The organism is [Clostridium] fimetarium, from assembly GCF_900111235.1.
Lineage (GTDB): Bacteria > Bacillota > Clostridia > Lachnospirales > Lachnospiraceae > Clostridium_N > Clostridium_N fimetarium.
Map to the genome: position 1 here is coordinate 133,892 of NZ_FOJI01000012.1, position 26,071 is coordinate 159,962.

23 protein-coding genes and 2 tRNA genes are annotated in these 26,071 nt (G+C 33.6%); 24 read left to right on the top strand and 1 reads right to left on the bottom strand.

Annotation, left to right across the window (positions count from 1 at the left end; genetic code table 11):
• Positions 1-30: 30 nt before the first annotated feature.
• The 15 genes from BMY18_RS15095 to BMY18_RS15165 all read left to right on the top strand — a co-directional run bounded on the left by BMY18_RS15095 (position 31) and on the right by BMY18_RS15165 (position 16,299).
• Positions 31-789: a LytR/AlgR family response regulator transcription factor gene (locus BMY18_RS15095; protein WP_170841430.1), complete on the top strand. Its 759-nt coding sequence runs from the start codon at positions 31-33 to the stop codon at positions 787-789.
• A 464-nt stretch (positions 790-1,253) separates the two neighbouring features.
• A complete protein-coding gene (locus BMY18_RS21130) occupies positions 1,254-2,090 on the top strand; it encodes a sensor histidine kinase (protein ID WP_170841431.1) in 837 nt (278 codons plus the stop codon).
• 181 nt (positions 2,091-2,271) lie between these two features.
• Positions 2,272-2,622 (top strand): hypothetical protein, encoded by a 351-nt coding sequence (locus tag BMY18_RS15105; protein WP_092455520.1) that lies wholly within the window; start codon positions 2,272-2,274, stop codon positions 2,620-2,622.
• A 188-nt stretch (positions 2,623-2,810) separates the two neighbouring features.
• Positions 2,811-3,743 (top strand): cysteine synthase A, encoded by a 933-nt coding sequence (gene cysK, locus BMY18_RS15110; RefSeq protein WP_092455522.1) that lies wholly within the window; start codon positions 2,811-2,813, stop codon positions 3,741-3,743.
• 152 nt (positions 3,744-3,895) lie between these two features.
• Positions 3,896-4,582, top strand: coding sequence for a response regulator transcription factor (locus tag BMY18_RS15115; RefSeq protein WP_092455524.1), 687 nt, complete (start codon positions 3,896-3,898; stop codon positions 4,580-4,582).
• Between the two features lie 12 nt (positions 4,583-4,594).
• Positions 4,595-5,461 (top strand): histidine kinase dimerization/phospho-acceptor domain-containing protein, encoded by an 867-nt coding sequence (locus tag BMY18_RS15120; RefSeq protein WP_092455526.1) that lies wholly within the window; start codon positions 4,595-4,597, stop codon positions 5,459-5,461.
• Positions 5,446-5,748 carry a sensor histidine kinase gene (locus BMY18_RS15125; RefSeq protein ID WP_170841432.1) on the top strand — a complete coding sequence of 101 codons (303 nt, stop codon included), beginning with the start codon at positions 5,446-5,448 and terminating at the stop codon, positions 5,746-5,748. Before BMY18_RS15120 ends, BMY18_RS15125 begins: the two co-directional genes overlap by 16 nt.
• A gap of 81 nt (positions 5,749-5,829) precedes the next feature.
• A complete protein-coding gene (locus BMY18_RS15130; protein ID WP_092455530.1) occupies positions 5,830-6,021 on the top strand; it encodes a hypothetical protein in 192 nt (63 codons plus the stop codon).
• Positions 6,012-8,384, top strand: coding sequence for an ABC transporter permease (locus tag BMY18_RS15135; protein ID WP_092455532.1), 2,373 nt, complete (start codon positions 6,012-6,014; stop codon positions 8,382-8,384). The genes BMY18_RS15130 and BMY18_RS15135 overlap by 10 nt, the downstream gene beginning before the upstream one ends.
• Before the next feature lie 146 nt (positions 8,385-8,530).
• Positions 8,531-9,292 (top strand): ABC transporter ATP-binding protein, encoded by a 762-nt coding sequence (locus tag BMY18_RS15140; RefSeq protein ID WP_092455534.1) that lies wholly within the window; start codon positions 8,531-8,533, stop codon positions 9,290-9,292.
• Positions 9,293-9,294: 2 nt separating this feature from the next.
• Complete coding sequence (locus tag BMY18_RS15145) at positions 9,295-11,667, top strand: ABC transporter permease (protein ID WP_092455536.1); 2,373 nt, start codon at positions 9,295-9,297, stop codon at positions 11,665-11,667.
• A gap of 222 nt (positions 11,668-11,889) precedes the next feature.
• The gene (locus BMY18_RS15150) at positions 11,890-12,330 is read left to right on the top strand and encodes an ACT domain-containing protein (protein WP_092455538.1); all 441 of its coding nucleotides are present in this window, start codon (positions 11,890-11,892) and stop codon (positions 12,328-12,330) included.
• A 33-nt stretch (positions 12,331-12,363) separates the two neighbouring features.
• Positions 12,364-13,581: a homoserine dehydrogenase gene (locus BMY18_RS15155; protein ID WP_092455540.1), complete on the top strand. Its 1,218-nt coding sequence runs from the start codon at positions 12,364-12,366 to the stop codon at positions 13,579-13,581.
• A gap of 134 nt (positions 13,582-13,715) precedes the next feature.
• Positions 13,716-14,918 (top strand): cofactor-independent phosphoglycerate mutase, encoded by a 1,203-nt coding sequence (locus BMY18_RS15160; RefSeq protein ID WP_092455542.1) that lies wholly within the window; start codon positions 13,716-13,718, stop codon positions 14,916-14,918.
• Between the two features lie 64 nt (positions 14,919-14,982).
• Positions 14,983-16,299 carry an aspartate kinase gene (locus tag BMY18_RS15165; RefSeq protein WP_092455544.1) on the top strand — a complete coding sequence of 439 codons (1,317 nt, stop codon included), beginning with the start codon at positions 14,983-14,985 and terminating at the stop codon, positions 16,297-16,299.
• Positions 16,300-16,849: 550 nt separating this feature from the next.
• Here the strand turns inward: BMY18_RS15165 and BMY18_RS15170 are convergent.
• Entirely contained in the window at positions 16,850-17,236 is a 387-nt protein-coding gene (locus tag BMY18_RS15170; protein ID WP_092455546.1) for a DUF4190 domain-containing protein, read from the bottom strand.
• A gap of 174 nt (positions 17,237-17,410) precedes the next feature.
• Here BMY18_RS15170 and BMY18_RS15175 point away from each other — a divergent pair, with 174 nt between their 5' ends.
• The 9 genes from BMY18_RS15175 (at position 17,411) to BMY18_RS15215 (ending at position 25,747) form a co-directional block, all read left to right on the top strand.
• On the top strand, positions 17,411-19,855 hold the full coding sequence (locus BMY18_RS15175) for a Tex family protein (RefSeq protein ID WP_092455548.1): 2,445 nt from the start codon (positions 17,411-17,413) through the stop codon (positions 19,853-19,855).
• A 40-nt stretch (positions 19,856-19,895) separates the two neighbouring features.
• Entirely contained in the window at positions 19,896-20,330 is a 435-nt protein-coding gene (gene tsaE, locus BMY18_RS15180; protein WP_092455550.1) for a tRNA (adenosine(37)-N6)-threonylcarbamoyltransferase complex ATPase subunit type 1 TsaE, read from the top strand.
• Positions 20,331-20,668: 338 nt separating this feature from the next.
• Complete coding sequence (gene tsaB, locus BMY18_RS15185; protein ID WP_092455552.1) at positions 20,669-21,403, top strand: tRNA (adenosine(37)-N6)-threonylcarbamoyltransferase complex dimerization subunit type 1 TsaB; 735 nt, start codon at positions 20,669-20,671, stop codon at positions 21,401-21,403.
• A gap of 27 nt (positions 21,404-21,430) precedes the next feature.
• Positions 21,431-21,886, top strand: a complete 456-nt coding sequence (rimI, locus tag BMY18_RS15190; protein ID WP_092455554.1) for a ribosomal protein S18-alanine N-acetyltransferase — start codon at positions 21,431-21,433, stop codon at positions 21,884-21,886.
• A 125-nt stretch (positions 21,887-22,011) separates the two neighbouring features.
• Positions 22,012-22,923, top strand: a complete 912-nt coding sequence (locus BMY18_RS15195; protein ID WP_092455556.1) for a ribonuclease Z — start codon at positions 22,012-22,014, stop codon at positions 22,921-22,923.
• An 84-nt stretch (positions 22,924-23,007) separates the two neighbouring features.
• Positions 23,008-24,165 carry a tRNA (adenosine(37)-N6)-threonylcarbamoyltransferase complex transferase subunit TsaD gene (tsaD, locus tag BMY18_RS15200; protein WP_092455577.1) on the top strand — a complete coding sequence of 386 codons (1,158 nt, stop codon included), beginning with the start codon at positions 23,008-23,010 and terminating at the stop codon, positions 24,163-24,165.
• Between the two features lie 49 nt (positions 24,166-24,214).
• Positions 24,215-24,961: a 2-C-methyl-D-erythritol 4-phosphate cytidylyltransferase gene (gene ispD, locus BMY18_RS15205; protein ID WP_092455558.1), complete on the top strand. Its 747-nt coding sequence runs from the start codon at positions 24,215-24,217 to the stop codon at positions 24,959-24,961.
• Positions 24,962-25,311: 350 nt separating this feature from the next.
• Positions 25,312-25,397 (top strand) — tRNA-Ser (locus BMY18_RS15210).
• Positions 25,398-25,659: 262 nt separating this feature from the next.
• Positions 25,660-25,747, top strand: a tRNA-Ser gene (locus BMY18_RS15215).
• Positions 25,748-26,071 lie beyond the last annotated feature (324 nt).

A 26,071-nucleotide genomic window follows, 5' to 3' on the forward strand; every position in this document is an offset into this window, starting at 1 on the left:
ATAAAAATACAAATGAAATGAGGGTTGATATTGTATAAAATTGCTGTATGCGATGATGTTTCTGTTGATATTGATAATATTGTTGAAATAATTAAAAAAGTATCAAACGAAGGTAATGTTCTTGGAATTCGCTATTTTTTATACAAAGATGGAAATGATTTATTATTAAACATCAATGAGAAATTTGATGTTATATTTTTGGACATTCAAATGGGTAAAATGGATGGTAATGAAGTTGCTGAATTAATTCGAAAAGTTGATTCAGAAGTAATTCTGGTATTCTGTTCAGGAATACGAGTACCAACTATAAATTTGTTTAAAGTCCAACCTTATCGATATATTACAAAACAATTTATAAAAAGAGAAATGGAAATTGAAATAAAAGAAGTCCTAGAAAAGATGATATCAAGTCCTATAAATTATTTTTCGACGTTTCGAAATGGCAACTCTTTTAGAATTAATCCGAAACATATTGTATACATTTCCTTGTTGAAAAGAGGATGCGAGATATTTCTATTGGAAGAAGCCTTTGTAAAGTACGAATGTGAAAAGATATATTGTGAAAAATCACTTAAGCAAGTATATGAAATAATCCATGATGACAGATTTGTTTATGCACATAATAGTTATATTATAAATATAGAGCATGTTATGAAAACAACTAGAAAGGAAGTGGTCTTAAGCAATAATATCATTTTGACGATTGCAAGATCAAAAGAAAAACTCCTAAAAAAACAGATGATTGCGTATTTTGGTAATAAATATACTAGAAATGATAGCGTCCTATGAATATAGTGATGTTGCTAGCGAATAGTTTAGTCATCATATTTGAGATATATTTATACTTTGATTTTAGCTCTGACTTTTTGAAAAGGAGGCCGATCACAAACAATGTAAAAATTATTGTATTACTTATTTGGGTTTCAATTATTTATATCACAAGTACATTTGATAACTTGTTTTTGAATCTATTTGTTATTCCATGTATTTATTTTGGGATTAGTTTTATAATTTTCGCTTCTGATTTATTAAATAGATGTAGGTACACTTTGATTTTTTTCTCAATAGTGAGTGGTGTGGAAGGCTGCTTCTATATAGTTTTAGATATAATCGTAAGCAGAATAAATATTGAGATAATATATTCTCGTAGTGATATGATAGGATATATTTTAATAATAAAGATGGTAACGCTGGTAGTTATCAAATTTTTAAAGAATCAAATGGGATATCCCTCAAATAGAATGGTGAAAAACATGATAATATATATTTTGCCATTACCAATATCAACATTTTTGATTTATGGAGGACTATTTTATTTGAAGCTATATTCAAGCATACTAGTGGAAGCTAAGGGTGTTTTGGTTCTTGGTAGCGTAGGAATTTTGTTCTCTAATACATTGGTGTTTTATACATTTAGAAGGCTGAAAGAAGCTATGAATAGAGCGAATAGTTTAGAATTAGAGCAAATGAAAGAAAAATTGCATATAATATATTACGAAAAACTGAAAGAAAAGAATATAGAACATTCTCAAATTATACATAATTTAAATTACTATTTTGAAACGATCGGAAGATTGGCTAATGATAATCAATGTAATGGAATTCTTAAAATTTTAGAAGGTATTGAGATTAAAATTCAAGATATCCATATCCATTCTTATTGCACAAATATAATACTAAATGCGATTCTGACAGAGAAAAGTCAGCAAGCGAAGATGCTAGATATTAAGTTTCATATATTTGTAGAACCAATGCTTAATGTTGATACGATAAAGGACATTGATCTGATTTCTGTTTTTGGTAATTTAATTACTAATGCAATTGAAGCGACACAAAAATGTGAAGGCAAATATATTAAAATGCAGTTATATATGACTAATAAAAATAAATTTATAATATTTAAATTGGAAAATACTTATGAAGTTTCTCCTAAAAGAAAAGGACTGATTTTTGAAACGACCAAAAATAATAAAGAAAAACATGGGATAGGTATTGAGCATACAAGAAAAATATTAGAGTCCTATGGTGGATATTTAAATATAGATTTACAAGAAAGCATTTGTAATATCACAGCAATGTTTTCAACATAGCATTATCTCGAAGTTTAAAAGGATATATTAAAAAGCTAAATAATAATGAAATTAACCTCAATAGCTACAAAAAATGGACATATATTTACAAAAATCGCCAACCACTTGAAATAGTAAAAATATTGGTATAATTTATAATTTATAACAATACAAAATCATTTTATGAAGCGGGGGGAGAAAAATGAACAAAGAGATTTTGAATACAGATGGTTATGAAGTTGCTTTTAATTATCCAGATGCATTAGAAAGGTTAGTGGCATTAAAATTACTTAATTTTGATTTGTGGTATTTAGTGAGTAGGGAACAATCTGTGGAAATATTTAAACAGATGAAAATGAATTGTAATCGTATGGGACTAATTCCATTTGCTAGAAGGGGAGATAATGAGGATATTGCATGTTTTGAAACGGGAAATGATGAAAAAGTGGTGGTTTTTAAAAATTGCGAATATTTAGGATATCGGCCACGAGAAGTATTTGACTCAGTATGGGATTGGTTTAGAGATGCAATTGAAATAATGATAGCCTTTTAGGTATTTATAATTTTGTATATAAGATAAAGCAGGGTAAGCTTTCTAAATAAAATTAGAAACTTACCTTTTTTTATATATTATATAATTTATATTGACATAATATAAAAATAAGTGTATAACTATATCATAGTAATCATATCAATGTAATAGGAATATAATAATATTGTAAATCTAAAGGAGATAAAGTCATGGCAAATGTAAAATCAAGTATTACAGAATTAATAGGAAGAACTCCACTTTTGGAGATTAAAAATTACGAAAGCGCAAACGATCTTAAGGCAAAGGTTATAGTGAAACTAGAATATTTTAATCCAGCAGGAAGTGTAAAAGACCGTATCGCATTAGCAATGATAGAAGATGCAGAAAAGAAAGGCATCTTAAAAGCCGGATCAACAATTATAGAACCAACATCTGGAAATACAGGTATTGGAATTGCATCGGTAGCAACCGCAAAAGGTTATAAGGCAATTTTAACAATGCCTGAGACAATGAGTATTGAAAGAAGAAAAATTTTGCAAGCATATGGAGCAGATCTAGTTCTTACTGAAGGGGCTAAGGGAATGAAAGGTGCAATTGCAAAAGCTGAAGAGTTGAATAAAGAAATTGAGAATTCAATTATATTAAGCCAATTTACAAACCCTGCAAATCCATTGGTTCATAAAGCGACTACAGGACCTGAGATATGGGAAGATTTAGATGGAAACATTGATTTATTTGTAGCTGGTATTGGAACAGGCGGAACAATCACAGGTGTTGGTGAATATTTGAAATCTAAGAATCCTAATGTGAAAGTAGTAGCAGTTGAACCAGCTGGTTCGCCAGTGTTGTCTAAAGGAACACCAGGCTCTCATAAAATCCAAGGAATTGGAGCAGGATTTATACCAGAAACATTGAATGTTAATGTATACGATGAGATTATTGCAGTAGAAAATGAAGACGCTTTTGCAACAGGCAAAGAAATTGCACGTGAAGAAGGTTTCCTTGTTGGAATATCCTCTGGTGCAGCTGTCTGGGCAGCAAAAGAACTTGCTAAAAGACCTGAAAATGAAGGAAAGACAATCGTAGTATTGCTTCCTGATTCAGGAGATAGGTATTTCTCAACACCATTATTTGAATTCTAAAATAATAACTTACAAAACTTATACTATATAAAGCAAGAACAAGCCGTTAATCGATAATAATTAACGGCTTGTTCTTGCTTTTGAGTTTGTGATAGAATAAAATAATACTGTAAATATATGATTAAAACTAAACTATAAAAGGTGATTGCCATATGAAGAAAAGAGATATTTTAATAATTGATGATGATGTGGATTTGGCATCAATAACAAAAGAGTTGTTAGAGGATTATAAATATTTCGTAGAATGGGCATCTTCAGCAGAAAAAGCATATGACATGATGCTAGATACCAATTATAAATTAATTGTATTAGATATTAATTTGCCAGGAGATTCTGGATTTGATTTTTGCAGGGAACTCAGAAAAACGTGTACAGTGCCAATCATATTTGTAAGCTCTAGAACAAGTGAGACTGATCGAATAACTGGATTGGATTTGGGAGCGGACGATTATTTGCCAAAACCATATTCGTTGCAAGAGCTACTATCCAGAATCAAGGCGAATTTAAGAAGAGCTTATGGATTCTTGGAGGGTCAAAGTAATTATATCTTCAAAGATTTGATGGTTGATGTAGCGTCAAGAAGAGTCACTTTAAAAGAACTAGAAATTCCATTGGCATTAAGGGAATTTGATTTGCTAAAATATATGATAGAACATAAAGACACAGCGTTAAGTAAGGAGAAGATATTGTCTGAGGTGTGGGGAAGTTATAGTCAGGTAGAACCTTCAACAGTGGCAGTACATATCAGGTGGCTAAGAGAAAAACTAGAAGAAAATCCTTCAAAACCAGAACGTTTGAAGACAGTATGGGGCGTTGGATATATATTTGATAGTAAATAGGGAGCTAAAACCATGAAAAGCAGGTTTAATAGTAACGTAATAAAAATAGTAATTACATTTGTTCTATTACTCACCATTATAATGGGATTATTTTTTGCAAAAACATTTGAAAGTGCAAATGAGAAAATGCGTAATTATGTTGTGGCGCTTAATGAAATCGAAGTGCTTACAGGAAAAGAGAATTCTCATGAGTTAGATGAAAAAATCAGTGAGTTGCAAAAAGATTTATTAAATGAGGTAGATAAAGAGAATCATAGTGAAGAAAGAACATTTTTGATATATTTATATTTTGCTGCTGTTGGATTTGTTGTGATATTATTTTCTTATATTTACTTCAGCGTAATAAGGCCATTTAAAAAATTGAATATGTTTGCTGGCGAGATATCAAAAGGAAATATGGATCGGCCTCTCGCATATGAGAGAAATAATATGTTTGGTTCATTTACATGGGCTTTTGACAGCATGCGACGGGAGATAAAGAAGGCACGTGCAGGAGAGAAGGAAGCCATTGAAAACAACAAGATAACAATTGCTACAATTTCACATGATATAAAAACACCAGTTGCATCAATAAGAGCATATTCAGAGGCACTTCAAGCAGGAATGGATAATAATATTGAACGAAGAGAACGATATGTATCTGTAATTATTAGGAAATGTGATGAAGTGAGCAAGCTGACGAATGATTTATTCCTTCATTCACTTGCTGATATGGACAAACTTGAAATGCATTTGGAGGATTTTAGTTCAAAAAAGTTAATAACAAGATATTATCGGGTATTCAGGTTGATAACGACAGGGTTAATATCAGTCTTAATATCCCAGAAATTATTATTAATGCTGATGAAAGAAGATTGGAACAGGTGTATGAAAATCTAATTGGTAATGCTATTAAATATGCCCCAGACAGCAAAATTGATATAACCCATGAAAATGATGGGCAATATCTGATTGCGATAATTAGAGATTATGGAATCGGAATAGAGGATGAAGATCTGCCATTTATATTCGACAAATTTTACCGTGGAAAAAATGCGAATGAAAAACCGGGAGCAGGCCTTGGGCTGTATATCGTAAAATATATTATGGAGCAGATGAACGGAAGAGCTGAAATACGTAATATTGAAAATGGATTAGAAGCAAAGATATATATGAAAAAAAAATAAAACCCTTAAAGCTTTCTTAATAATTTTAATGCTATAGTCTGATAGTAGATAAAACATCATTATTAAATGAAGGGATATAGTATGAAAAAAAATTTTTTAGTTGCGAATGGTTTTTGCATGCACTTTGTGGCTAATGGTGTGAAGACTCATTTCAATCTTTCATTATATGAAAATGTTGTAGTACCGGGTTATCTTCCTAAAAAGTATCCTAAGAAAAAAGTAAATAAAAAACTTCATGGATTCTTGCCAGAGGGCGGTAGCATATGGAATTGAGAACAATAATAAAGGCTAATCTAAAAAGTAAAAAAGGCAATTTCATAAGCATTCTTATACTATTCTTTGTGATCAGCTTGGCTTTGTCTACAATTATAAGTGTGAGCATGAATTCAAAAGAAAGAGTCGTCACAGCTTGCAAAAATTCTAATATTGCTGAAATCACCACATTTATTTTGGGAAATAACCTAACAGATGAAATGATTCAAAAAGTAAGGGAATCAGAACAAGTTGATAAATTTATACTAAAAAATGCTGTATCTGTTTCTAGGTTTGAAGTTAATGGTAAAAAACTTGCTAATTTCAAGGTACTTACTACATATAAACCATCAGAAAACAGTTATGAAATGTATGAGGAAAATGGGATAAGCTTGTCAAAAGATAATGCGACAAAACCCAAAAAAGGAGAGATATATATTCCGATTGCCTTACAGAAATTGCAAAACTGTAATATAGGTGATATTGCTGTAATTGATACGCCAAATGGTGAAATGAAGTTTAAAATATCTAAGTTCTTTGAAGATCCATTTGTTGGTTCAAGTATGATGGGTGTGAAAATACTTCTGGTAAGCGATGAAGATTTTGATACTATATATGCACAGAAAGACGAAGATACAATAATCTCAGATACCATAGCCAGTGTATACCTGAAAGACGAATATAAAAACCAGCAAAATGAGGCGCAAAAAGAAATAAATGCATCTGCAGAACTTATGGACAAGGGATTCTATACATTTACGTTGCAGGATGCCAATCGGTACATGACTATGTTTATTGACATAATTAATGGAATCCTCTGGGCAGTTGCAATCCTCCTATACATAATCGTGCTGATAATAATTGGACACAGCGTAAGTACAAGTATTGACATGGATTATGTCACGTTTGGAATACTTAAAGCTGAAGGATTTACTTCGTTGCAGATAAGGGTCTCTATAATGATACAGTATCTGCTATCGGGAGTGGTAGGAGCGGCAGCGGGAATTTTGGCAGGAACATTTATAATCAAATACGTTAATGCAATATTTATTCCGGTAACGGGCCTGTGTATGAAAACTAGTCTAAGGATGACACAGATATTGGCTGTTATTGCAGGGGCGGTTATAATAATGGCATTATATGTAATATATAAAACAAAAAAAGTAATATCGATATCACCGATGCAGGCAATTGCTCATGGGCATGGACCAGTACATTTCTCGGGAAGAACAGATATTTCAGTTGCTAGTGCTATCCCATTGAATATTAATGGCAGACTTATTCTTAAACAGGTGCTGGGGGACTGGAAAAAATATGTGACAACAGTGGTTGTAATGGCACTTCTGGTAGCATTTACAATATCAATCACATCTTTAAAACAGATTTCCAAAGCAGATAATGTTTATGATGTTTTCGGAGGATTTTCCAGTGAAATAATAGTAAAGTATGATGACGAAGGCTTTAAAATGCTTACGTCTATAGAAAAGGACATACAGGAAAAGACAGAAATCACAAAGACATTTTCGGTGGGATTAGTGTACTTAGCACTTGATAATAATGAAATACTGTGCCAAATATTAGACAAAAGCGGAACCGCCAATGCTACATTAAAAGGAAGGGTTCCAAAGTACAATAATGAGATTATGGTAACTCAGATTACAAGTGATGCAATTGGCAAAAAAATCGGTGACAAAGTCAATCTCAGTTATAATAATGAACAGTATGAATATATCATAGTAGGAACGTATCAGGATACATCTGATACCGGAAAAACAATTACAATATTAGAAGACGGTTTTAAACATCTCAATCCAGAGTTTAAGTTCCCCGATGTAGAGTATGTGATTTCAGACATAAAATCTACAGCGTCAATAGTGAGTGGGCTTAAGGAAAAATATGCGGCCGCTGAAGCTGACAAGACAATCGAAATTATTGATTCGAACAAGCAAAATCAGGAAAGGAATGCTTCAATCCTTGCCGCTATGAATTCAATTACAACAATAACATATTTATTGGCATTCTTATTTGCGGCAATCGTTTCATTCATGATATGTCAGAAAAACTTTATAAAAGAGCAAAATGACTTGGGTGTATACAAATCCTTAGGTTTTACAACAGGAAGCTTAAGACGTCAGTTTACAATAAAGTATGTCTTGGTGGTTGCAATTGGAGGAATCATTGGCATTGTAATAAATATCATGACAAATGATATTGTGCTAAGCTTATTACTTAGAAATATGGGGATTACGAAATTCATCACACAATATACAATGTTATTGATAATTGGTCCTGCTTTATTTATAATCCTATGCACGGCTGTATTTGCATGGATTGTATCTGCTAAGATCAAGAGCGTGTCTCCAAAGAATCTAATAAATGAATAGATGAAAAGTGGAACTGCAAAATATTGGACAAGAATTGGATCAAAGAATATATTAGAAAGTAAGAGCCCTTAAAGATTTCTTAATAATTCAAATGATATAGTTTGATAGTAAACAAAAACAGTATTCAGCGGAGGAAATGATATAATATGAAAAATAGCATTTTAAAAGCAAGTGGTTTATGCAAGAGCTTTGCTACTAACGGGGTGCAAAATCATGTTTTAAGCAATGTGGATTTGGAAATATTTAAGGGTGATTTTACAGTAATCATGGGCAGTTCAGGGTCAGGAAAATCAACACTATTATATGCACTTAGTGGAATGGATACAGTAACAAGCGGCGAAGTCATATATAATAATCAGGACATCACAAAAATGTCTGAAAATAGGCTATCATACCTTAGAAGGAATGATTTCGGATTTATATTTCAGCAGATGCATTTAGTATCAAATCTTTCCTTATATGAAAATGTTGTGGTGCCGGGTTATCTTCCTAAAATTCATTCTAATAAAGAAGTGAATGAAAAAGGCTCTGCTCTTTTAGAAAAAGTAGGGATAACAGAACAAAGGAAAAGACTGCCATCGCAAGTGTCTGGAGGCGAACAGCAAAGAGCTTGCATCGCAAGAGCACTGATTAATGATCCTACGGTTATATTTGCTGATGAACCAACTGGAGCATTGAATAAAGCAACCGGAAAAGAAGTGCTTGATTTGCTTACACAGATAAATGAAGTAGGACAAAGCATTCTTATGGTCACACATGATGTGAAGGCGGCATTAAGAGGGAACAGAATTTTATATATTGAGGATGGAAATGTAGTTGGAGAGATGAATCTTAACAAATATAATAAAGAAAATAGTAAGGCTATCGAAACGCAGATAACTTCTTGGCTCCTTGCTCGGGGGTGGTAGTCATGGAATTGAATACAATAATAAAGGCTAATCTAAAAAGTAAAAAAGGCAATTTTATTAGCATATTTGTACTCGTTTTCATAATTGCACTGGCTTTATCGACAATAATAAGCGTAAGCATCGGTTCAAACAAACGGGTTATAACAGCATGCAAAAATTCAAATATCAGCGACATTACTACATTTATCAAGCAAGACAAACTGACAGATGAGATGCTCCAAAAAATAAGAACATCTGATAAAGTTGATAGTGTAACACTGAAAAAAATGATAAATTCATCGCTATTTGAAGTTAATGGGAAAAAATATGGAAGTATTGTATTATTTACAAAATATAATCCAACAGAAAATCCCTATGAAATGTACACGCAGGATGGTATCGGCTTATCTAAAGATAAAACCACAAAACCTCAAAAGGGAGAAATATATCTTCCTATTGCAATGGAAAACCTGCTGAATTGTAAACTAGGAGATAAAGTTACAATTAATACTACAGATGGAGAAATGAAGCTTACAATAACTAAATTTTTTGAAGATCCCTTTATTGGCTCAAGTATGATCGGTGCTAAAATACTTCTAATTAGCGATGAAGATTTTGAATCTATTTATAATAATCCTAGCGAGGGTAAAATAGTTCAATATGCAGTCGCAAATGTTAGCCTTAAAAAGGAATTTAAAAACCAGCAAAGTCAGATAATCAAAGAACTTAATGAAACCAGTGGTATTATAGATGCGGGAACTTATTCTTTGACGCTGCAGGCTTCCAATAATTACATGACGTTGTTCATTAATATAATAAACGGTATTTTATGTGCAGTTGCAATTCTCCTCTATATTGTCGTTCTGATAATAATTGGTCATAGTGTAAGTACCAGCATTGATATGGATTATGTCTCATTTGGAATTTTGAAATCGCAAGGATTCACCTCAACACAGATACGGTGCTCCATTATGCTACAATATTTATTAGCGGGAGTAACGGGCGGAGTTGCTGGAATACTTGTGAGTACCGTAATAATTAAATATGTAAATGCTATATTTATTCCAGTTACTGGTTTGTGCCCAGGAAACGGTTTGATGTTATTAGAAACAATATCTGTAATTGCAGGGCTGCTCTTAATAATAGCATTATATGTAATTGTAAAGACAAAAAAAGTAATATCGATATCACCTATGCAGGCAATTGCTAGCGGGCGAGGACCGGTATATTTTTCGGAAAGAGCGAATATTTCGGTTATCAATAATATTCCGGTAAGCATAAATGCAAAGCTTATAGTAAAACAAGTCGCAGGCGACTGGACAAAATACGTAACAACAGTACTTATAATGGCTCTTTTAGTATTCTTTACGATGTCAATTACTTCAATAAAGCAGATTACGACGTCAAATAATCTAAGTGTGATATTTGGTGGCTATAGTAGCGATATATCAGTTAAGTATAATAATGAGGGTCAGGGGATAGTTGCTTCGATAAAAAAAGATATAGAAGAAAAGACGAGAATCGAAAAAGAATTTTCTATAGGTGGAAGGTATCTATCAATCGATTCTAATGAAATCTTATGCAGGGTATTAGACAAAACGGAAACCGCTAATCCTACGTTAAAAGGCAGAGTACCAAAGTATGATAACGAAGTTATGATAACACAAATGACCAGCAAAAATATTGGTAAAAAGATTGGCGACAAGGTAAAACTCAAATACGATGATGTTGAGTATGAATATATTATAGTAGGAACATATCAGGACACATCTGATGTTGGAATTTCAATCGCTTTGCTGGAAAGTGGCTTTAAGCATCTGGATCCTGATTTTAAATATAGTAAAACAGAATATGTGATTTCAGATAAAAAATTAGCATCATCAATAGTCGGTGAACTTAAGGAAAAATATGCTTCGTATATAGCAGAAAGTAAAATAGTAATAACGGATGAATATAAAAAAGGTCAAGAAGACGATAATACAATACTTACAGCGGTCGACTCAATTACTGCAATCACATATTTCCTCGCATTCCTATTTGCTGCAATCGTTTCATTTATGATATGCCAAAAGAATTTCAGCAGAGAACAAAGTGATATGGGTGTATATAAATCAGTTGGGTTTACAACAGGAAGTTTAAGGAGACAGTTCACAATAAAATATATTTTAGTCGTAATGTTTGGAGCAGCAATCGGAGTCGTAGTGAGCCTTATATTGAATGATAGTGTGGTCAGTTTATTGCTTAGCGGCATGGGAATTACAAGATTTGTCACACAATATTCGTTTGTATTATTATTTGGTCCAGCTTTATTTATTGTTTTATGTACAGCAATATTTGCATGGTTTGTATCAGTAAAAATCAAGAAAGTTTCGCCTAAGAATTTGATAAATGAGTAGTTGGATATTATGATTTCAAATTAAATGACAGATAGGCATATGCTTATTTGTCATTTTTGATTTCTGTAACTACCATGTTAACTAAAAGCAAAGGTGTTTTAATAGTTTATAATGTATGGAAATAAATACAAATAATATGTTGCAATGGCTCAGATTTTATGATAAAATTCTTCGTGGGGAACACAAATGTATTCCCACAAAATACAAATAAGGAATGTAAAGATGGCAGAAGATATTAAATATTATGTTGTTAAGAAAAAAGCACTTCCTGAAGTATTGTTGAAGGTAGCAGAAGCGAATAGCTTAATCGAGAATAACGGATTAAGTGTTGCAGTAGTAACAGAAAAAGTAGGAATTAGTAGAAGTTCATTTTATAAATATAAGGATGATATTTTCCCGTTTAGAGATAACGTAAAGGGTAAGACAATCACATTTGTATTATCTATGGATGATGAACCTGGTTTGTTATCAAGGGTGCTAAGCAAGGTCGCAGAATTTAAGGCCAATATACTTACAATCCATCAGACGATACCAATTAATGGTGTTGCATCATTAACACTCAGTGTAGATATTCTACCGGCGACTGGAGATTCTTCAAAAATGATAGAAGAGATAGAACAGTTGCTTGGCGTAAGATATTTGAAGATACTATCGAAAGAATAGTAAAATTAGAAAATAGAAAGCGGGATACAGACTATGGTAAAAATAGCAATATTAGGTTATGGAACAGTGGGATCAGGAGTTGTTGAAGTCTTAGAAACCAATGGAGCTTCAATTAATAAAAGGGCAGGAAAGAATATAGAGATCAAATATGTTCTTGATTTAAAAGATTTTCCTGGAGAATCAGTAGAAAAATTAATCGTTCATGATGTTGATATTATCATGAATGATCCAGAAATTAAAATAGTTGTTGAAGTAATGGGTGGCGTTGAACCTGCATTTACATTTGTAAAGAAAGCACTTGAAAACGGCAAGAGCGTTGTAACCTCTAATAAGGAATTAGTCGCGAAACATGGGGCACAGCTTCTTGCAATGGCAAAAGAAAAGAAGCTTAATTTCTTGTTTGAAGCAAGCGTGGGTGGTGGAATTCCAATTATTAGACCACTTAATCAATCACTTACGGCTGATGAAATCACACAGATTACAGGTATTTTAAATGGTACAACGAATTATATATTGACAAAAATGGCCAGAGAAGGACTTGAATTTGATGCAGTACTTAAGGAAGCGCAAGAAAAAGGATATGCAGAACGAAATCCAGATGCTGATATTAAAGGCTTTGATTCTTGCAGAAAAATCGCAATATTAACATCACTTGCATTTGGCTCACAAGTAGATTACGAGGACATATATACAGAAGGTATCACAAATATTACAGATAGAGACTTTAAATATGCTGAAAAGATGAACTGCGCAATTAAACTGCTTGCTTCAAGCAAAATGATAGATGATGTCGTTTACGCAATGGTAGCTCCTTTTATGATTAGTGAATCACATCCATTATACAGTGTGAATGATGTTTTGAACGGGATATATATCAATGGTAATGTTATCGGAGACGTAATGTTTTTTGGAGCAGGAGCAGGTAAACTTCCAACTGCAAGTGCGGTAGTAACAGATGTCGTTGACTGTGCAAAACATCTGGGAACAAATATAATGTCATTATGGAGTACGAATAAGAGAGAGCTTGGCGATATTTCAAATTCAAAGAAGAAATTCTTTATAAGAGTTGAAGGAACAGTAAGCGATAAACTTGCAGAAGTGAAAGCCGCATTTGGAGATGTCGAAGTAATTTTGGTAGATGGAATAACAGATGAATTTGCAGTAGTAACTGAAGAAATCAGTGAAAAGGCATATGAACAAGGTTCTAAAAAAATTGTCGGAATCATTAATCGTATACGTATTGAAAAATAGATAATCTTGAAAAACTAATTTTGATTAAACTGCTTGCTAAAGCAGGCTGATAGGAGTTACTGTGAAAAATGAAAGACATATTTTTCGCAATCTTGATTAAAGTGCCTGCTAAAGCAGGCTGATAGGAGTTTTAAATGAAGTATTTAGTAGTTCTTGGTGATGGTATGGCAGATAAAGATATTGAAGAACTTGGAAATAAAACACCACTTGAATATGCGAAAACACCAACAATGGATAAGTATTCAAAAATGTCAGAAATAGGCTTGGTGCACACAATACCAGAAGGTATGACTCCAGGTAGTGATACAGCAAATCTTTCAGTATTGGGTTATGATCCAAAGCGGTATTATACCGGCCGCTCACCACTAGAAGCATTAAGCATTGGTGTAGACATGAAAGCTACAGATGTAGCTCTTAGATGTAACATAGTGACAGTTTCAATTGACGACTTGCCATATGAAGAAAAAACAATTATAGACCATAGTTCAAGTGAAATATCTACAGAAGATGCTGCAATATTACTCGAAGCAGTGAAGAAAGAACTTGAGACAGATGTATATAAATTTTATGTAGGCACAAGCTATAGACATCTTACAATATGGGATAAAGGTGAAGTCGTTGATCTGACTGCACCACATGACGTATTAGGGCAGGCTATTGGACAATATTTGCCAAAAGATGTAGTGCTAAGAGAGATGATGAAAAAGAGTTATGATATCTTGTCTAAACACCCAATCAACCAACAAAGAGTTAAAGATGGCCTCAATCCAGCTAATTCATTATGGTTCTGGGGAGCAGGGACTAGACCAATGCTTTCATCATTTGAAGGCAAGACTGGTAAAAAAGGTGCAATGATTTCAGCTGTTGATTTACTTAAAGGGATTGCAATAGGCGCAGATATGAAAGTTGTTGAAGTAGATGGCGCAAATGGTGGATTAAATACGAATTATGAAGGCAAGGCGGATGCAGCTGTAAAAGTATTGTTAGAAGATGGATACGATTTTGCATATATTCATATAGAAGCTCCAGATGAAATGGGACATCAAGGCAGTGTAGAACGTAAAGTGAAAGCAATTGAATATCTTGATGAGCGCGTCATAAAGAGAGTGATTGAAGCATTTGAAGCAAAAGGGGAAGACTTTAGAATGATCGTGCTTCCAGATCATCCAACACCAATTGGAATCAGAACACATACATCAGATCCAGTTCCATATATGCTATATGACAGCACAGATAAAAAAAATCAAACATGGAATTATAACGAAAAAGAAGCGGAAGAGAGTGGAAATTACATTGCAGATGGTCATACTGTAATTAACCATTTATTTAAAAAATAATATATTAGAATAAGATAAATAATTTAATAGGTAACTATATAATACTTGAAAAAGAGGATTTTATATGATGAAAGTAGTTAAGTTTGGTGGTAGTTCACTTGCAAGTGCAGAACAATTTAAAAAGGTTGCGGATATTATACATGCGGATGAAAGCAGGAGATATGTAGTCCCATCGGCACCCGGAAAGAGATTTCCCGATGACACTAAAGTGACAGATATGCTTTATTTATGTTATGAACAAGCAGAAAATGGAAAGAACTTTGATAAGCAATTAAATGATATCAAAGAAAGATACGATGAAATCATCAATGGTCTTAATCTCGATTTATCTCTAGAGAGTGAATTTGAGACTATTAAAAATCAGTTTAACGCAAAAGCTGGAAAAGATTATGCAGCATCACGAGGTGAGTATCTGAACGGCATCATTATGGCAAATTATCTTGGATATGAATTTTTTGATGCAGCAGAAGGAATCTTCTTTTTTGAAGAAGGTAATTTTGATGCTGAAAATACGAATAGAGTTCTTTCAGAAAAATTATCAAGTATTGAAAAGGCAGTAATTCCAGGATTTTACGGGTCAATGCCACAAGGAATCATAAAAACATTTTCAAGAGGTGGTTCAGATGTAACTGGATCTATTGTTGCAAAAGCTGTCAAGGCTGATGTATATGAGAATTGGACTGATGTATCAGGATTTCTTGTCGCAGATCCAAGAATTGTTAAAAACCCAGCAGCTATCGATACGATTACTTACAAAGAACTTAGAGAACTTTCTTATATGGGTGCAGGTGTGCTTCATGAAGACGCTATATTTCCAGTAAGAAAAGAAGGAATTCCAATCAATATTAGAAATACAAATGCTCCAAAAGATCCAGGAACGATGATCGTTGAAAGTACATGTCATTCTCCACTATATATTGTTACAGGAATTGCCGGTAAAAAAGGCTTTGTATCGATTAATATTGAAAAAGATATGATGAATGCAGAAATTGGATTTGGACGTAAGGTACTACAGGTATTTGAGGAAAATGGAATATCCTTTGAACATATGCCATCTGGAATAGACACGATGACAATATTTGTTCACCAGGATGAATTTGTAGCGAAAGAACAGAAAGTGCTTGCACAGATTCATCGTGCAGTTGCGCCAGATACAATAGAGTTGGAATCAGACCTTGCACTTATTGCGGTTGTTGGTCGTGCAATGAAAAACAATTCAGGTGTAGCAGGTAATATCTTTACTGCACTTGCAAAAGCCAAAATAAATATTAAAATGATAGACCAAGGTTCAAGTGAATTAAATATCATCATTGGTGTAAGAAACAAGTACTTTGAAGATGCTATTAATGCAATTTATGGGGTGTTTGTTACACAGAAGTAAAGGTGAAATTGACGATGGGTGAACGGACGAAAAAACGCATGTCTGTCCTCTTGTTCGCTATTGCCTCTACAGTCATATGGGATTATCTGCATTCGGTTCGACACAAAAAGATGTGTCAACCGCCTGTAGATAATCCCATATGACTGTAACGGCAAATGCGTACAATTGAGGACAGGCATGCGTTTTTTCTGCGATTGGCGATCGGTATTTTGGAAGGTTTACTTTGGTGAAACTGCACTTGGCGTTGTGGGGATACGGATATGGAATTAGGGAGGGAATTAATTAAACAGGTGGAGATATCCAATCCCGAAATTAAATACCCGGCGCCCACCCCTCACGGTTGGCGTAAAACGCAAATGCCCGAAGAAAAATTCCAGAAAAAAATAATACATGTGCTCAATTGTACGCATTTGCCGTTACTGCCATGCGCGATTGTCTGCAGGCGGTTGACACATCTTTTTGTGTCGAACCGAATGCAGACAATCGCGTATGGTTGTAGAGGCAATAGCGAACAAGAGCACATGTATTATTTTTTCGTCCGTTTCAAGACCTACTTCATTGATTCCATATATTTATTTAGAAAGTCTAGTAGGTCTGGATTGCTAAGCATTTTCAAAGCAAAGTAATACATCATAAATGATAAAATAACGAATACAATACCTAGTGTAATTCCAGCAGCAGCTCTACCATTAAACTTACCCGTGTTAAGTCTTGAGATGATTGCAAGAGCAATAGCAGAAATACCAAAAATTATGCCAAACCATAAAGTGAAAGTACCGGGAATTACAAGAATACCACAAACTAATGATGCAGTAGCGATTTTATCCTTGCGTTCTGGAGTGTTTTCATTATTATTGTAGTTATTGTTATTACTATTATTGCTATTATTACTATTATTATCGTTTTTTGATTCTGGGTCGTATTGATAGTGATCCATAGTAACCTCCTAGTATTTTAATTTACAATTTATGTAAATATTGTAGCATAAATATTATGTATAGGCAAACGTTTCACCAAAACAAATATTATACTATATTTGCAAATCATACTGAATTTTGTTATACTTTAACTTATGAAATTTAATAAAAATAAAAGGTAGAGTAAATTTAAAATGGATATTAATAAAGTATTGACACAAGAATTAGACGTAAAGGCATGGCAGATAGACGCGGCTGTCAAATTAATTGATGAGGGGAATACAATTCCATTTATTTCAAGATATCGTAAAGAAGTCACCGGCTCATTAAATGACGAAGTTTTAAGGAATCTAGATGATAGATTAAGATATTTGAGAAATCTGGAAGATAGAAAAGCTCAGGTTATTGCGACTATAGAAGAACAAGGTAAATTAACGCAGGAACTGAAAGCACAGATAATCGCCGCTCAGACAATGGTAGTAGTGGAGGATTTATATCGTCCATACAAACAAAAGCGTAGAACAAGAGCAACAATTGCTAAGGAAAAAGGCTTGGAACCATTAGCAGATTTTATTATGGAACAATCAGCTACACAACCAATTGAAAACGTTGCAATTCAATATATATCAGAAGAAAATGGCGTTGAATCGGTAGAAGATGCTATTGCGGGCGCTAAGGATATCATAGCAGAAACCATTTCGGACGAGCCAAATTATAGAATTTATATTAGAGAACTTACAATGAAAGAAGGTATACTCAATTCAACTGCTAAGGATGAGAATGTTGAATCCGTATATGAGATGTATTATAAGTTTAGTGAAGCACTTCCTAAAGTTGCAGGACATAGAACACTTGCAATTAATCGTGGTGAATCAGAAAAGATATTAACGGTTAAAGTCGAAGCCCCAGTTGAAAAAATTCTAATGTATTTAGGTAAAAAGATAATTATTTCTAATAACCAATATACATCTTCAATATTAACAGAAACGATAGAAGATAGTTTCTCAAGACTTATCGGACCAGCAATTGAAAGAGAGATTCGAAGTGGTTTGACAGAAACTGCTGAGACAGGCGCTATCAAATTATTTGGTAAGAATTTAGAACAATTGCTTCTACAGCCACCAATTGCTGACAGAGTAGTACTTGGATGGGATCCTGCATTTAGGACGGGATGTAAATTAGCCGTTGTAGATCAAACAGGAAAAGTGCTTGATACGAAGGTTATTTTTCCAACGCAACCACACAACAAGGTAGAAGAATCAAAAGACGCAGTGAAATCCTTAATTAAAAAATATAATGTTTCATTAATCTCTGTAGGCAATGGAACTGCATCGAGAGAATCAGAGATGATTATCGTAGATATGTTGAAAGAAATGGATGAAAATGTAGAATATGTAATTGTAAATGAAGCAGGAGCATCCGTATATTCAGCAAGTAAGCTTGCAACAGAAGAATTCCCTAATTTTGATGTAGCGCAAAGAAGTGCTGTTTCGATTGCAAGAAGATTACAAGATCCACTTGCAGAACTTGTTAAGATTGAGCCAAAGTCAATAGGAGTTGGTCAATATCAGCATGATATGAATCAAAAGAAGTTAACGGAAGCACTTACCGGTGTTGTTGAGGATAGTGTTAACAAGGTAGGTGTTGATTTAAACACAGCATCAGCTTCACTCTTTGAATATATTTCAGGCATATCGAAAGTAATCGCTAAGAATATTGTTGACTATAGAGAAACAAATGGTCGTTTCACGAATAGAAAGCAACTTTTGAAGGTTGCTAAGCTTGGACCAAAGGCATTTGAACAATGTGCTGGGTTTATGAGAATCCAAAATGGTAATAATCCATTAGATTCAACAAGTGTTCATCCAGAAAGTTATGACGCAGCTACAAAGCTTCTCGAAATTCTAGGCTATGACATAAATTCAATTAGTTCAGGAGAACTTCTTGGACTTTTTGGTAAAGTTCAAGATATTAAGAAAATGTCAGAAGAGATTGGCGTTGGTTCGATCACACTTGAAGATATTGCAAAAGAATTAGAAAAACCAGGCCGTGACCCTAGAGATGAGATGCCTAAACCACTTTTGAGAAAAGATGTTCTTGATATGAAAGATTTAGCATCAGGAATGGTACTGAAAGGTACTGTTAGAAATGTAATCGATTTTGGAGTATTTGTTGATATTGGGGTTCATCAGGATGGATTAGTTCATATCTCACAGCTTTGCCGTGGATTTGTAAATCACCCACTTGATATTGTGAGTGTTGGTGATATTGTAGAGGTAAGAGTTATGGAAGTTGATGCTGCAAAAAAACGTATTCAATTATCAATGATTCTTGATGAGTATGATAGCAAAAAAGAAGATGCAGCAGCTCAAGCTAACGCAAAAGCCAAAGAAGAAAGAAATAATAACAAAAGCAATAATAATAGAAACAATAATAACAATAGCAGAAATTATGGCAATAATAGTAATTCGAATAAAGGAAATTTTGAAAACAATAGCAACAATGTGAACAAAGAAAATCATTATCAAAATAACACAAACAAAGATAACACAAAGAAAGATAACACAAACAAAGAAAATACAAACAATAAAAATAGTGGACAACTAGATTTAAGCAAATTGGCTAAATTTTCAAGATAGTATAATTGCCAGAAATTTGAACAAAGAATGGAGATTAGATATGGTAATAGAAACGCATAATTCAAAAGAAACATTTGACTTGGGATTTGAAATGGGTTCCAAAGCGCAAGCGGGTCAGATAACATGCCTTTTGGGTGACTTAGGCGTTGGGAAGACGGTATTTACTCAAGGGTTTGCAAAAGGGCTTGGGATAGAAGAACCAATTTGCAGCCCAACATTTACAATTGTTCAAGAATATCACGATGGAAGAATACCATTTTACCATTTCGACGTATATCGTATTGGCGATGTCAGCGAGATGGATGAAATAGGATATGAGGAATACTTCTTTGGTGATGGGGTTTGCCTTGTCGAGTGGGGTAATTTAATTCAAGAATTAATGCCAAAAGAGACAATCAATGTTACGTTAGAGAAAAATCTAAAAAAAGGGTTCGACTTTAGAAAAATCACGGTCGATAATGGATTTGATTGTTGAAAGCCATGACGGAAGGTGGCGAGTGAATATTGGTTTCTAATGATTCATTTTGTCTCGCCTTTCCTTCAAGTAGCATCTTTTTTACAAGCCTCATAGATGATGAAAAGTCTCACGCTGTTCGATTTTCATCTGAGTCTTGACAAAAGATAGGCGCTACTTTCAGCCGGTCTTCGCAAAATGAATCATTAGAAACCAATATTCACGGGTTGTTTTATGAATGACTTTTGAGAATCAAATCGTAATTAGGGAAATAGATAAAAGCAAAAAAAAAAAATTTCAAAAAAATAATACTGATAAAAAAATAATGTTTCTAAAGTCTCAGAGAAAGAAGGGGCACCATGAAAGTACTTGCAATTGAAAGTTCGTCGATTACAGCATCAGTTGCTATCGTAATGGATGATTTGTTAACGGCAGAATATACAATTAACCATAAAAAGACGCATTCACAGACACTTTTACCTATGATTGCTGAAATATGTAAAATGACAGAAACAGAAATGAATAGTCTTGATTTGATTGCAGTATCGAATGGACCTGGTTCATTTACAGGTCTAAGAATAGGCTGTGCAACGGGGAAAGGACTTGGACTTGCGTTAGATATTCCAGTTGTTTCAGTTCCAACGTTAGAGGCGATGGCCTACAACTTATATGGATATGGGAAGATAATATGTCCAATAATGGATGCGAAGAGATCGCATGTATATACTGGAATTTATACATGGTCAGATAAAGCAGGAGATAAAATCCATATCTTATTAAATCAATGTATCCTTTCTATAGAAGAGTTGATTGACAAATTGAATGAATTAAATAAAGAAGTTGTATTTATTGGTGACGGGGTACCTGTCAACAGGTTGATTATTGAAAGCAATATGAAAGCAAAATATTCATTTGCCCCAGCACATATGAGTAGCCAGCGCGCAGCTAGTGTGGCGGTGCTTGGCAAGGAATTGTATGATGAAGGAAAGTCAGTGAATGCAAGAGAACTTTTGCCAGAATATTTGAGACCAACACAAGCAGAACGCGAATTGGTCAAAAAAATGAACCTTGCGGATAATAGTAGTAAAATTTAAAAAAAATTTTCAGAAAAGGCATGTGTAATGAATTATATAATTAGGCCAATGGAGAAAAAAGATATCGTACAAGTTACAGAAATTGAAAAAAGTATATATTCAATCCCATGGTCGGCTAATTCATTTATAGAAGCCAGTGAGAATGATAATAATATTTATCTTGTATGCATAGAAAATGATAAGGTAATTGGATATTGTGGATTATGGACAGTACTTGGAGAAGGAAATATAACCAACATTGCTGTAACAAACACACATAGAGGCAAAGGATATGGAAGAGCTTTGTTGAAGGAGCTTGAAAATAGAGGCCGCGAAAAAGCTGTGAGCAAATATTTTCTAGAAGTTCGACTAAGTAATGTGATCGCGCAAAATCTATATTTAAGTTTGGGATATAAAAAAATAGGCATTCGTAAGAACTTTTATGAGAGACCAGCTGAAGATGCGATAATAATGTCCAAGGATAGTATACTGTTAATGAAATAGAGATAAGTGTGAATAATTACATCATTCACACACAAGTTTGCGTCTGCGCAGCGCATGTACAAACTAGATATGCGCATGGTCTCGCAGAGCGAGTCAATAAAATATGCGCAGAAATGAGGACAAATATGTTAGACATTTGTTTGCTTGGCACAAGCGGAATGATGCCATTGCCAGGAAGATGGCTTACGGCAATGATGACAAGATATAATGGCAGTAACCTTTTGGTAGATTGTGGAGAGGGAACTCAGATAGCAATTAAAGAAAAAGGAATAACGTTTAAGCCAATTGATATAATTTGCTTTACGCATTATCATGCAGATCATATAAGTGGATTACCAGGATTACTTCTTACAATAGGAAATGCTGAGCGAAGGGAACCAATTACATTAATCGGACCGAAAGGACTTGAAAGAGTTGTTTCTGCCCTTAGAGTTATTGCGCCAGAACTCCCATTTCAATTGAATTTCATCGAATTGTCAGCACAGCAAGAGCGTATTGATATAAATGGTTATATTATAGATGCATTTAAAGTAAACCACGCAGTAGCATGCTATGGATACTCAATTAGTATTTTGAGAAAAGGAAAATTTAACATAGAGAGTGCATTGAAAAAAGATATACCAAAGTCAGCTTGGAATAAGCTTCAGCATGGAAAAACAGTTCTAATGGATGGAAAAACATATACACCAGATATGGTTATGGGATCAGAGCGAAAAGGATTGAAAGTCACATACTGTACAGATACGAGACCAACTAAGTCTCTTGTTGAAAATGCGGCTAATTCAGATCTTCTCATATGCGAAGGAATGTATGGAGAAAAAGGTAAAGATGATAAGGCAATAGAGTATAAACATATGACCTTTGTTGAGGCAGCAAATGTTGCTAAGGATGCTAAAGTAGTAGAGCTGTGGCTTACACATTATAGCCCATCTTTGGTTCGCCCGTTGGAATTTATGGGAAGTGTTACATCTATATTTGAAAATGCTTATCCAGGAAAAGATGGAAAATCAGTAGAACTGGATTTTGAAGAAGATTAATAGGAACTAGTACAATTTAGAAAATTCTATTTTGGGAGATTGACACTCCAGAAACGAAAAATTATGATTAAAAAGGTAGAAAAAATGGGAATACAGAATCAAATCAATCAAAGTAATGAGCCTGATAATCAACACATCAAGAACACTGATGCAATATTAATTAATACAACAGATACTTATTCGAAGAGTAAATGTAATGTGCAGAATGCAAATTTAACAGATAAAGACGTCGTAATACTAGCGATTGAAACTTCTTGTGATGAGACAGCTGCAGCAGTTATTAAAAATGGACGTACCGTTTTATCAAATATAATATCGTCTCAAATAGCTTTACATACTTTATATGGTGGAGTTGTTCCTGAAATTGCATCAAGAAAGCATATGGAGCAGATTAATCAAGTGATAGAGATGGCACTTAGTGAAGCAAAATTAACACTTGATGATATTACGTCGATTGGCGTTACTTATGGACCAGGTCTCGTTGGGGCGCTTTTGGTTGGAGTTGCAGAAGCGAAAGCAATTTCCTTTGCAAAGGATATTCCATTAGTCGGAGTACACCATATAGAAGGACATATTTCAGCAAACTATATAGAAAATCCTGATCTGGAGCCACCATTTATGGCGTTAGTAGTTTCGGGTGGCCATACACATTTGGTATTAGTCAAAGAATATGGTGAATATGAAATTATAGGAAGAACTAGGGATGATGCGGCAGGGGAAGCATTTGACAAAGTAGCACGTGCGGTTGGACTTGGTTATCCAGGTGGTCCTAAAATCGATAAGCTGGCGAAAGAAGGGAATCCACATGCAATAGAATTTCCACGAGCACAAGTAGATGGTTCACCGTATGACTTCTCATTTAGTGGAATTAAGTCATCTGTACTTAACTACATTAATACATGTGAAATGAAAAACATAGTGATAGATAAAGCGGATTTAGTAGCGTCATTTCAAAATGCAGTGATAGATGCTTTGGTTTCAAGAGCGATTTCTGCAACAAAAGAATTTGGCATTGGTAAATTGGCAATTGCTGGTGGCGTTGCATCAAATTCTGCTTTAAGAAAAACAATCAAAGAACAGTGTGAATTGAATGGAATTCAGTTATTTTCACCATCACCAATCTTTTGTACTGATAATGCAGCAATGATAGGTGTTGCTGCTTATTACGAGTATATGAATGGAATAAGACATGGCCTAGATCTTAATGCTATTCCAAATTTGAAATTAGGACAAAGAGTATAGAATGTTAAACTAAATATTTAACTTAACCAATAATGAGGGTGAAAATAATATGGCGAAAGTGCAAGAGAATAGAAATATTGCAATAGTTTTGGCAGGTGGTAGCGGTAGTAGAATGAATAGCGATGTTCCAAAGCAATATATGAAAGTGTGTGATAAACCTATTTTGTATTATGCATTAAAAACATTTGAGGAAAGCTTTATTGATGAAATTATTTTAGTTGTAAGTGAGAAAGATTTACAATATTGCAAAACTAATATTGTAGACAAATATGACTTTAAAAAGATAAGCAAGATAGTGGTAGGCGGTAAGGAACGCTATAATTCTGTTTATAATGGACTACAAGCAATCGCTACTGATAAAGACAACCAAATAATAATGCAAGATATAAATATATTTATTCATGATGGAGCAAGGCCATGTGTAACAACAGATATATTAGAAAGATGTTTGGAAACTGTAAAACGAACATGTGCATGTGTTGCAGCAGTGCCGGTAAAAGATACAATCAAGATAGTAGATGAAAGTGGATATGCAATATCAACTCCAGATCGAAATACATTGTGGCAAATACAAACCCCACAAGTATTTTCTTTTGAAGTTATAAAAAATGCATATGATAATTTAATGCATTTAGTAACGATAGAAGGAATTACGGATGATGCGATGGTAGTGGAACATTATTCTGATGTTAAAGTAAAAATGGTTGAAGGCAGTTATGACAATATTAAAGTAACAACTCAAGGCGATATTGAAATTGTAAAATTGTACTTTAAGAAAAAAATGATTAGAAATTGATATCCCCGTACCAAGAATAAAATAAGTGTTGACTAGTTGGTTAGTAAAATGATATAATTTGTTAATGAAATATTTATATTATATTATAATATTTTATATATGTTAATAATTATAATAAAACCTTTTAGTAATTTAAATTAGGTTATTCCAGTAATTACAGATGTCAATGCATATTAGTGATTACTTTTATGAATAATAAAATAGTGTGTAAACTAGAAAATAGGCCTGATAATTATCGGGCCCTTTTTTAGTTTTAAATAGTCATAAAAAAAGGTAAAATCCTGTTGACACTAAAAATAAATGATGCTATACTAACGAAGTCGCTTAAACAACACGACAACGTAATATATGGAGAGGTACCGAAGCGGTCATAACGGGGCAGTCTTGAAAACTGTTTGTCTTCACGGGCGCATGGGTTCGAATCCCATCCTCTCCGCTCAAAACCACTTAGAGATAAGTGGTTTTGTTTTCCTAATGAAGGGTAACATACTTTTTCTTTTAGAATTAACTTTGATTAGTATAATAATAAAAGCGAAAGGATAATACTTATTCTTGTTTCAACACCATTTTGCGGATATTCAGTTTATAAACATAAAATTGTATGTAAGAATGAATATCACATTTTTATTTTAAAAGTTAAATATATCGAATAATAATTTCCTAATCATATAGATTTAGATTTTAGAGCAACTGTATTTGGAGAAGTACCCAAGAGGTTGAAGGGACACCCCTGGAAAGGGTGCAGGTCGGTAACACGGCGCGAGGGTTCAAATCCCTCCTTCTCCGTTAGCAAAATTCTACATAATAGTAATATATTTATGTAATAAGATATTTTGTGCTAAAATCGATTGACTTTCATAATTGATGAAGTGGTCGATGAAATTATTTGTACTATATATAGATGATTTAAAATGTTAGATAGAAAAGTAAAAAAACATATTGACAAAAAAGCATTTTAATGATATTCTATTAAAGCTGTCGTAAGAAAAACCTTATAAACAGCGAGGCGAAAGCCAATTGAACATTGATAACTAAATAGTAAAACAACCTTGAAAATTCTATAAAAGAATTTCAAAATAAACGAACGGTAATGCAAATCAATAGATTTGT

Bases quoted from the DNA above. Each gene is read 5' to 3' on its own strand.
- BMY18_RS15145 (WP_092455536.1), top strand. From the start codon at position 9,295: ATGGAATTGAATACAATAATAAAGGCTAATCTAAAAAGTAAAAAAGGC.
- tsaB (WP_092455552.1), top strand. From the start codon at position 20,669: ATGAAAGTACTTGCAATTGAAAGTTCGTCGATTACAGCATCAGTTGCT.
- BMY18_RS15155 (WP_092455540.1), top strand. From the start codon at position 12,364: ATGGTAAAAATAGCAATATTAGGTTATGGAACAGTGGGATCAGGAGTT.
- tsaD (WP_092455577.1), top strand. From the start codon at position 23,008: ATGGGAATACAGAATCAAATCAATCAAAGTAATGAGCCTGATAATCAA.
- BMY18_RS15160 (WP_092455542.1), top strand. From the start codon at position 13,716: ATGAAGTATTTAGTAGTTCTTGGTGATGGTATGGCAGATAAAGATATT.
- BMY18_RS21130 (WP_170841431.1), top strand. From the start codon at position 1,254: ATGATAATATATATTTTGCCATTACCAATATCAACATTTTTGATTTAT.
- tsaE (WP_092455550.1), top strand. From the start codon at position 19,896: ATGGTAATAGAAACGCATAATTCAAAAGAAACATTTGACTTGGGATTT.
- BMY18_RS15130 (WP_092455530.1), top strand. From the start codon at position 5,830: ATGAAAAAAAATTTTTTAGTTGCGAATGGTTTTTGCATGCACTTTGTG.
- BMY18_RS15165 (WP_092455544.1), top strand. From the start codon at position 14,983: ATGATGAAAGTAGTTAAGTTTGGTGGTAGTTCACTTGCAAGTGCAGAA.
- BMY18_RS15150 (WP_092455538.1), top strand. From the start codon at position 11,890: ATGGCAGAAGATATTAAATATTATGTTGTTAAGAAAAAAGCACTTCCT.
- BMY18_RS15175 (WP_092455548.1), top strand. From the start codon at position 17,411: ATGGATATTAATAAAGTATTGACACAAGAATTAGACGTAAAGGCATGG.
- BMY18_RS15140 (WP_092455534.1), top strand. From the start codon at position 8,531: ATGAAAAATAGCATTTTAAAAGCAAGTGGTTTATGCAAGAGCTTTGCT.
- BMY18_RS15170 (WP_092455546.1), bottom strand. From the start codon at position 17,236: ATGGATCACTATCAATACGACCCAGAATCAAAAAACGATAATAATAGT.
- BMY18_RS15120 (WP_092455526.1), top strand. From the start codon at position 4,595: ATGAAAAGCAGGTTTAATAGTAACGTAATAAAAATAGTAATTACATTT.
- ispD (WP_092455558.1), top strand. From the start codon at position 24,215: ATGGCGAAAGTGCAAGAGAATAGAAATATTGCAATAGTTTTGGCAGGT.
- rimI (WP_092455554.1), top strand. From the start codon at position 21,431: ATGAATTATATAATTAGGCCAATGGAGAAAAAAGATATCGTACAAGTT.
- BMY18_RS15195 (WP_092455556.1), top strand. From the start codon at position 22,012: ATGTTAGACATTTGTTTGCTTGGCACAAGCGGAATGATGCCATTGCCA.
- BMY18_RS15115 (WP_092455524.1), top strand. From the start codon at position 3,896: ATGAAGAAAAGAGATATTTTAATAATTGATGATGATGTGGATTTGGCA.
- BMY18_RS15135 (WP_092455532.1), top strand. From the start codon at position 6,012: ATGGAATTGAGAACAATAATAAAGGCTAATCTAAAAAGTAAAAAAGGC.
- BMY18_RS15105 (WP_092455520.1), top strand. From the start codon at position 2,272: ATGAACAAAGAGATTTTGAATACAGATGGTTATGAAGTTGCTTTTAAT.
- cysK (WP_092455522.1), top strand. From the start codon at position 2,811: ATGGCAAATGTAAAATCAAGTATTACAGAATTAATAGGAAGAACTCCA.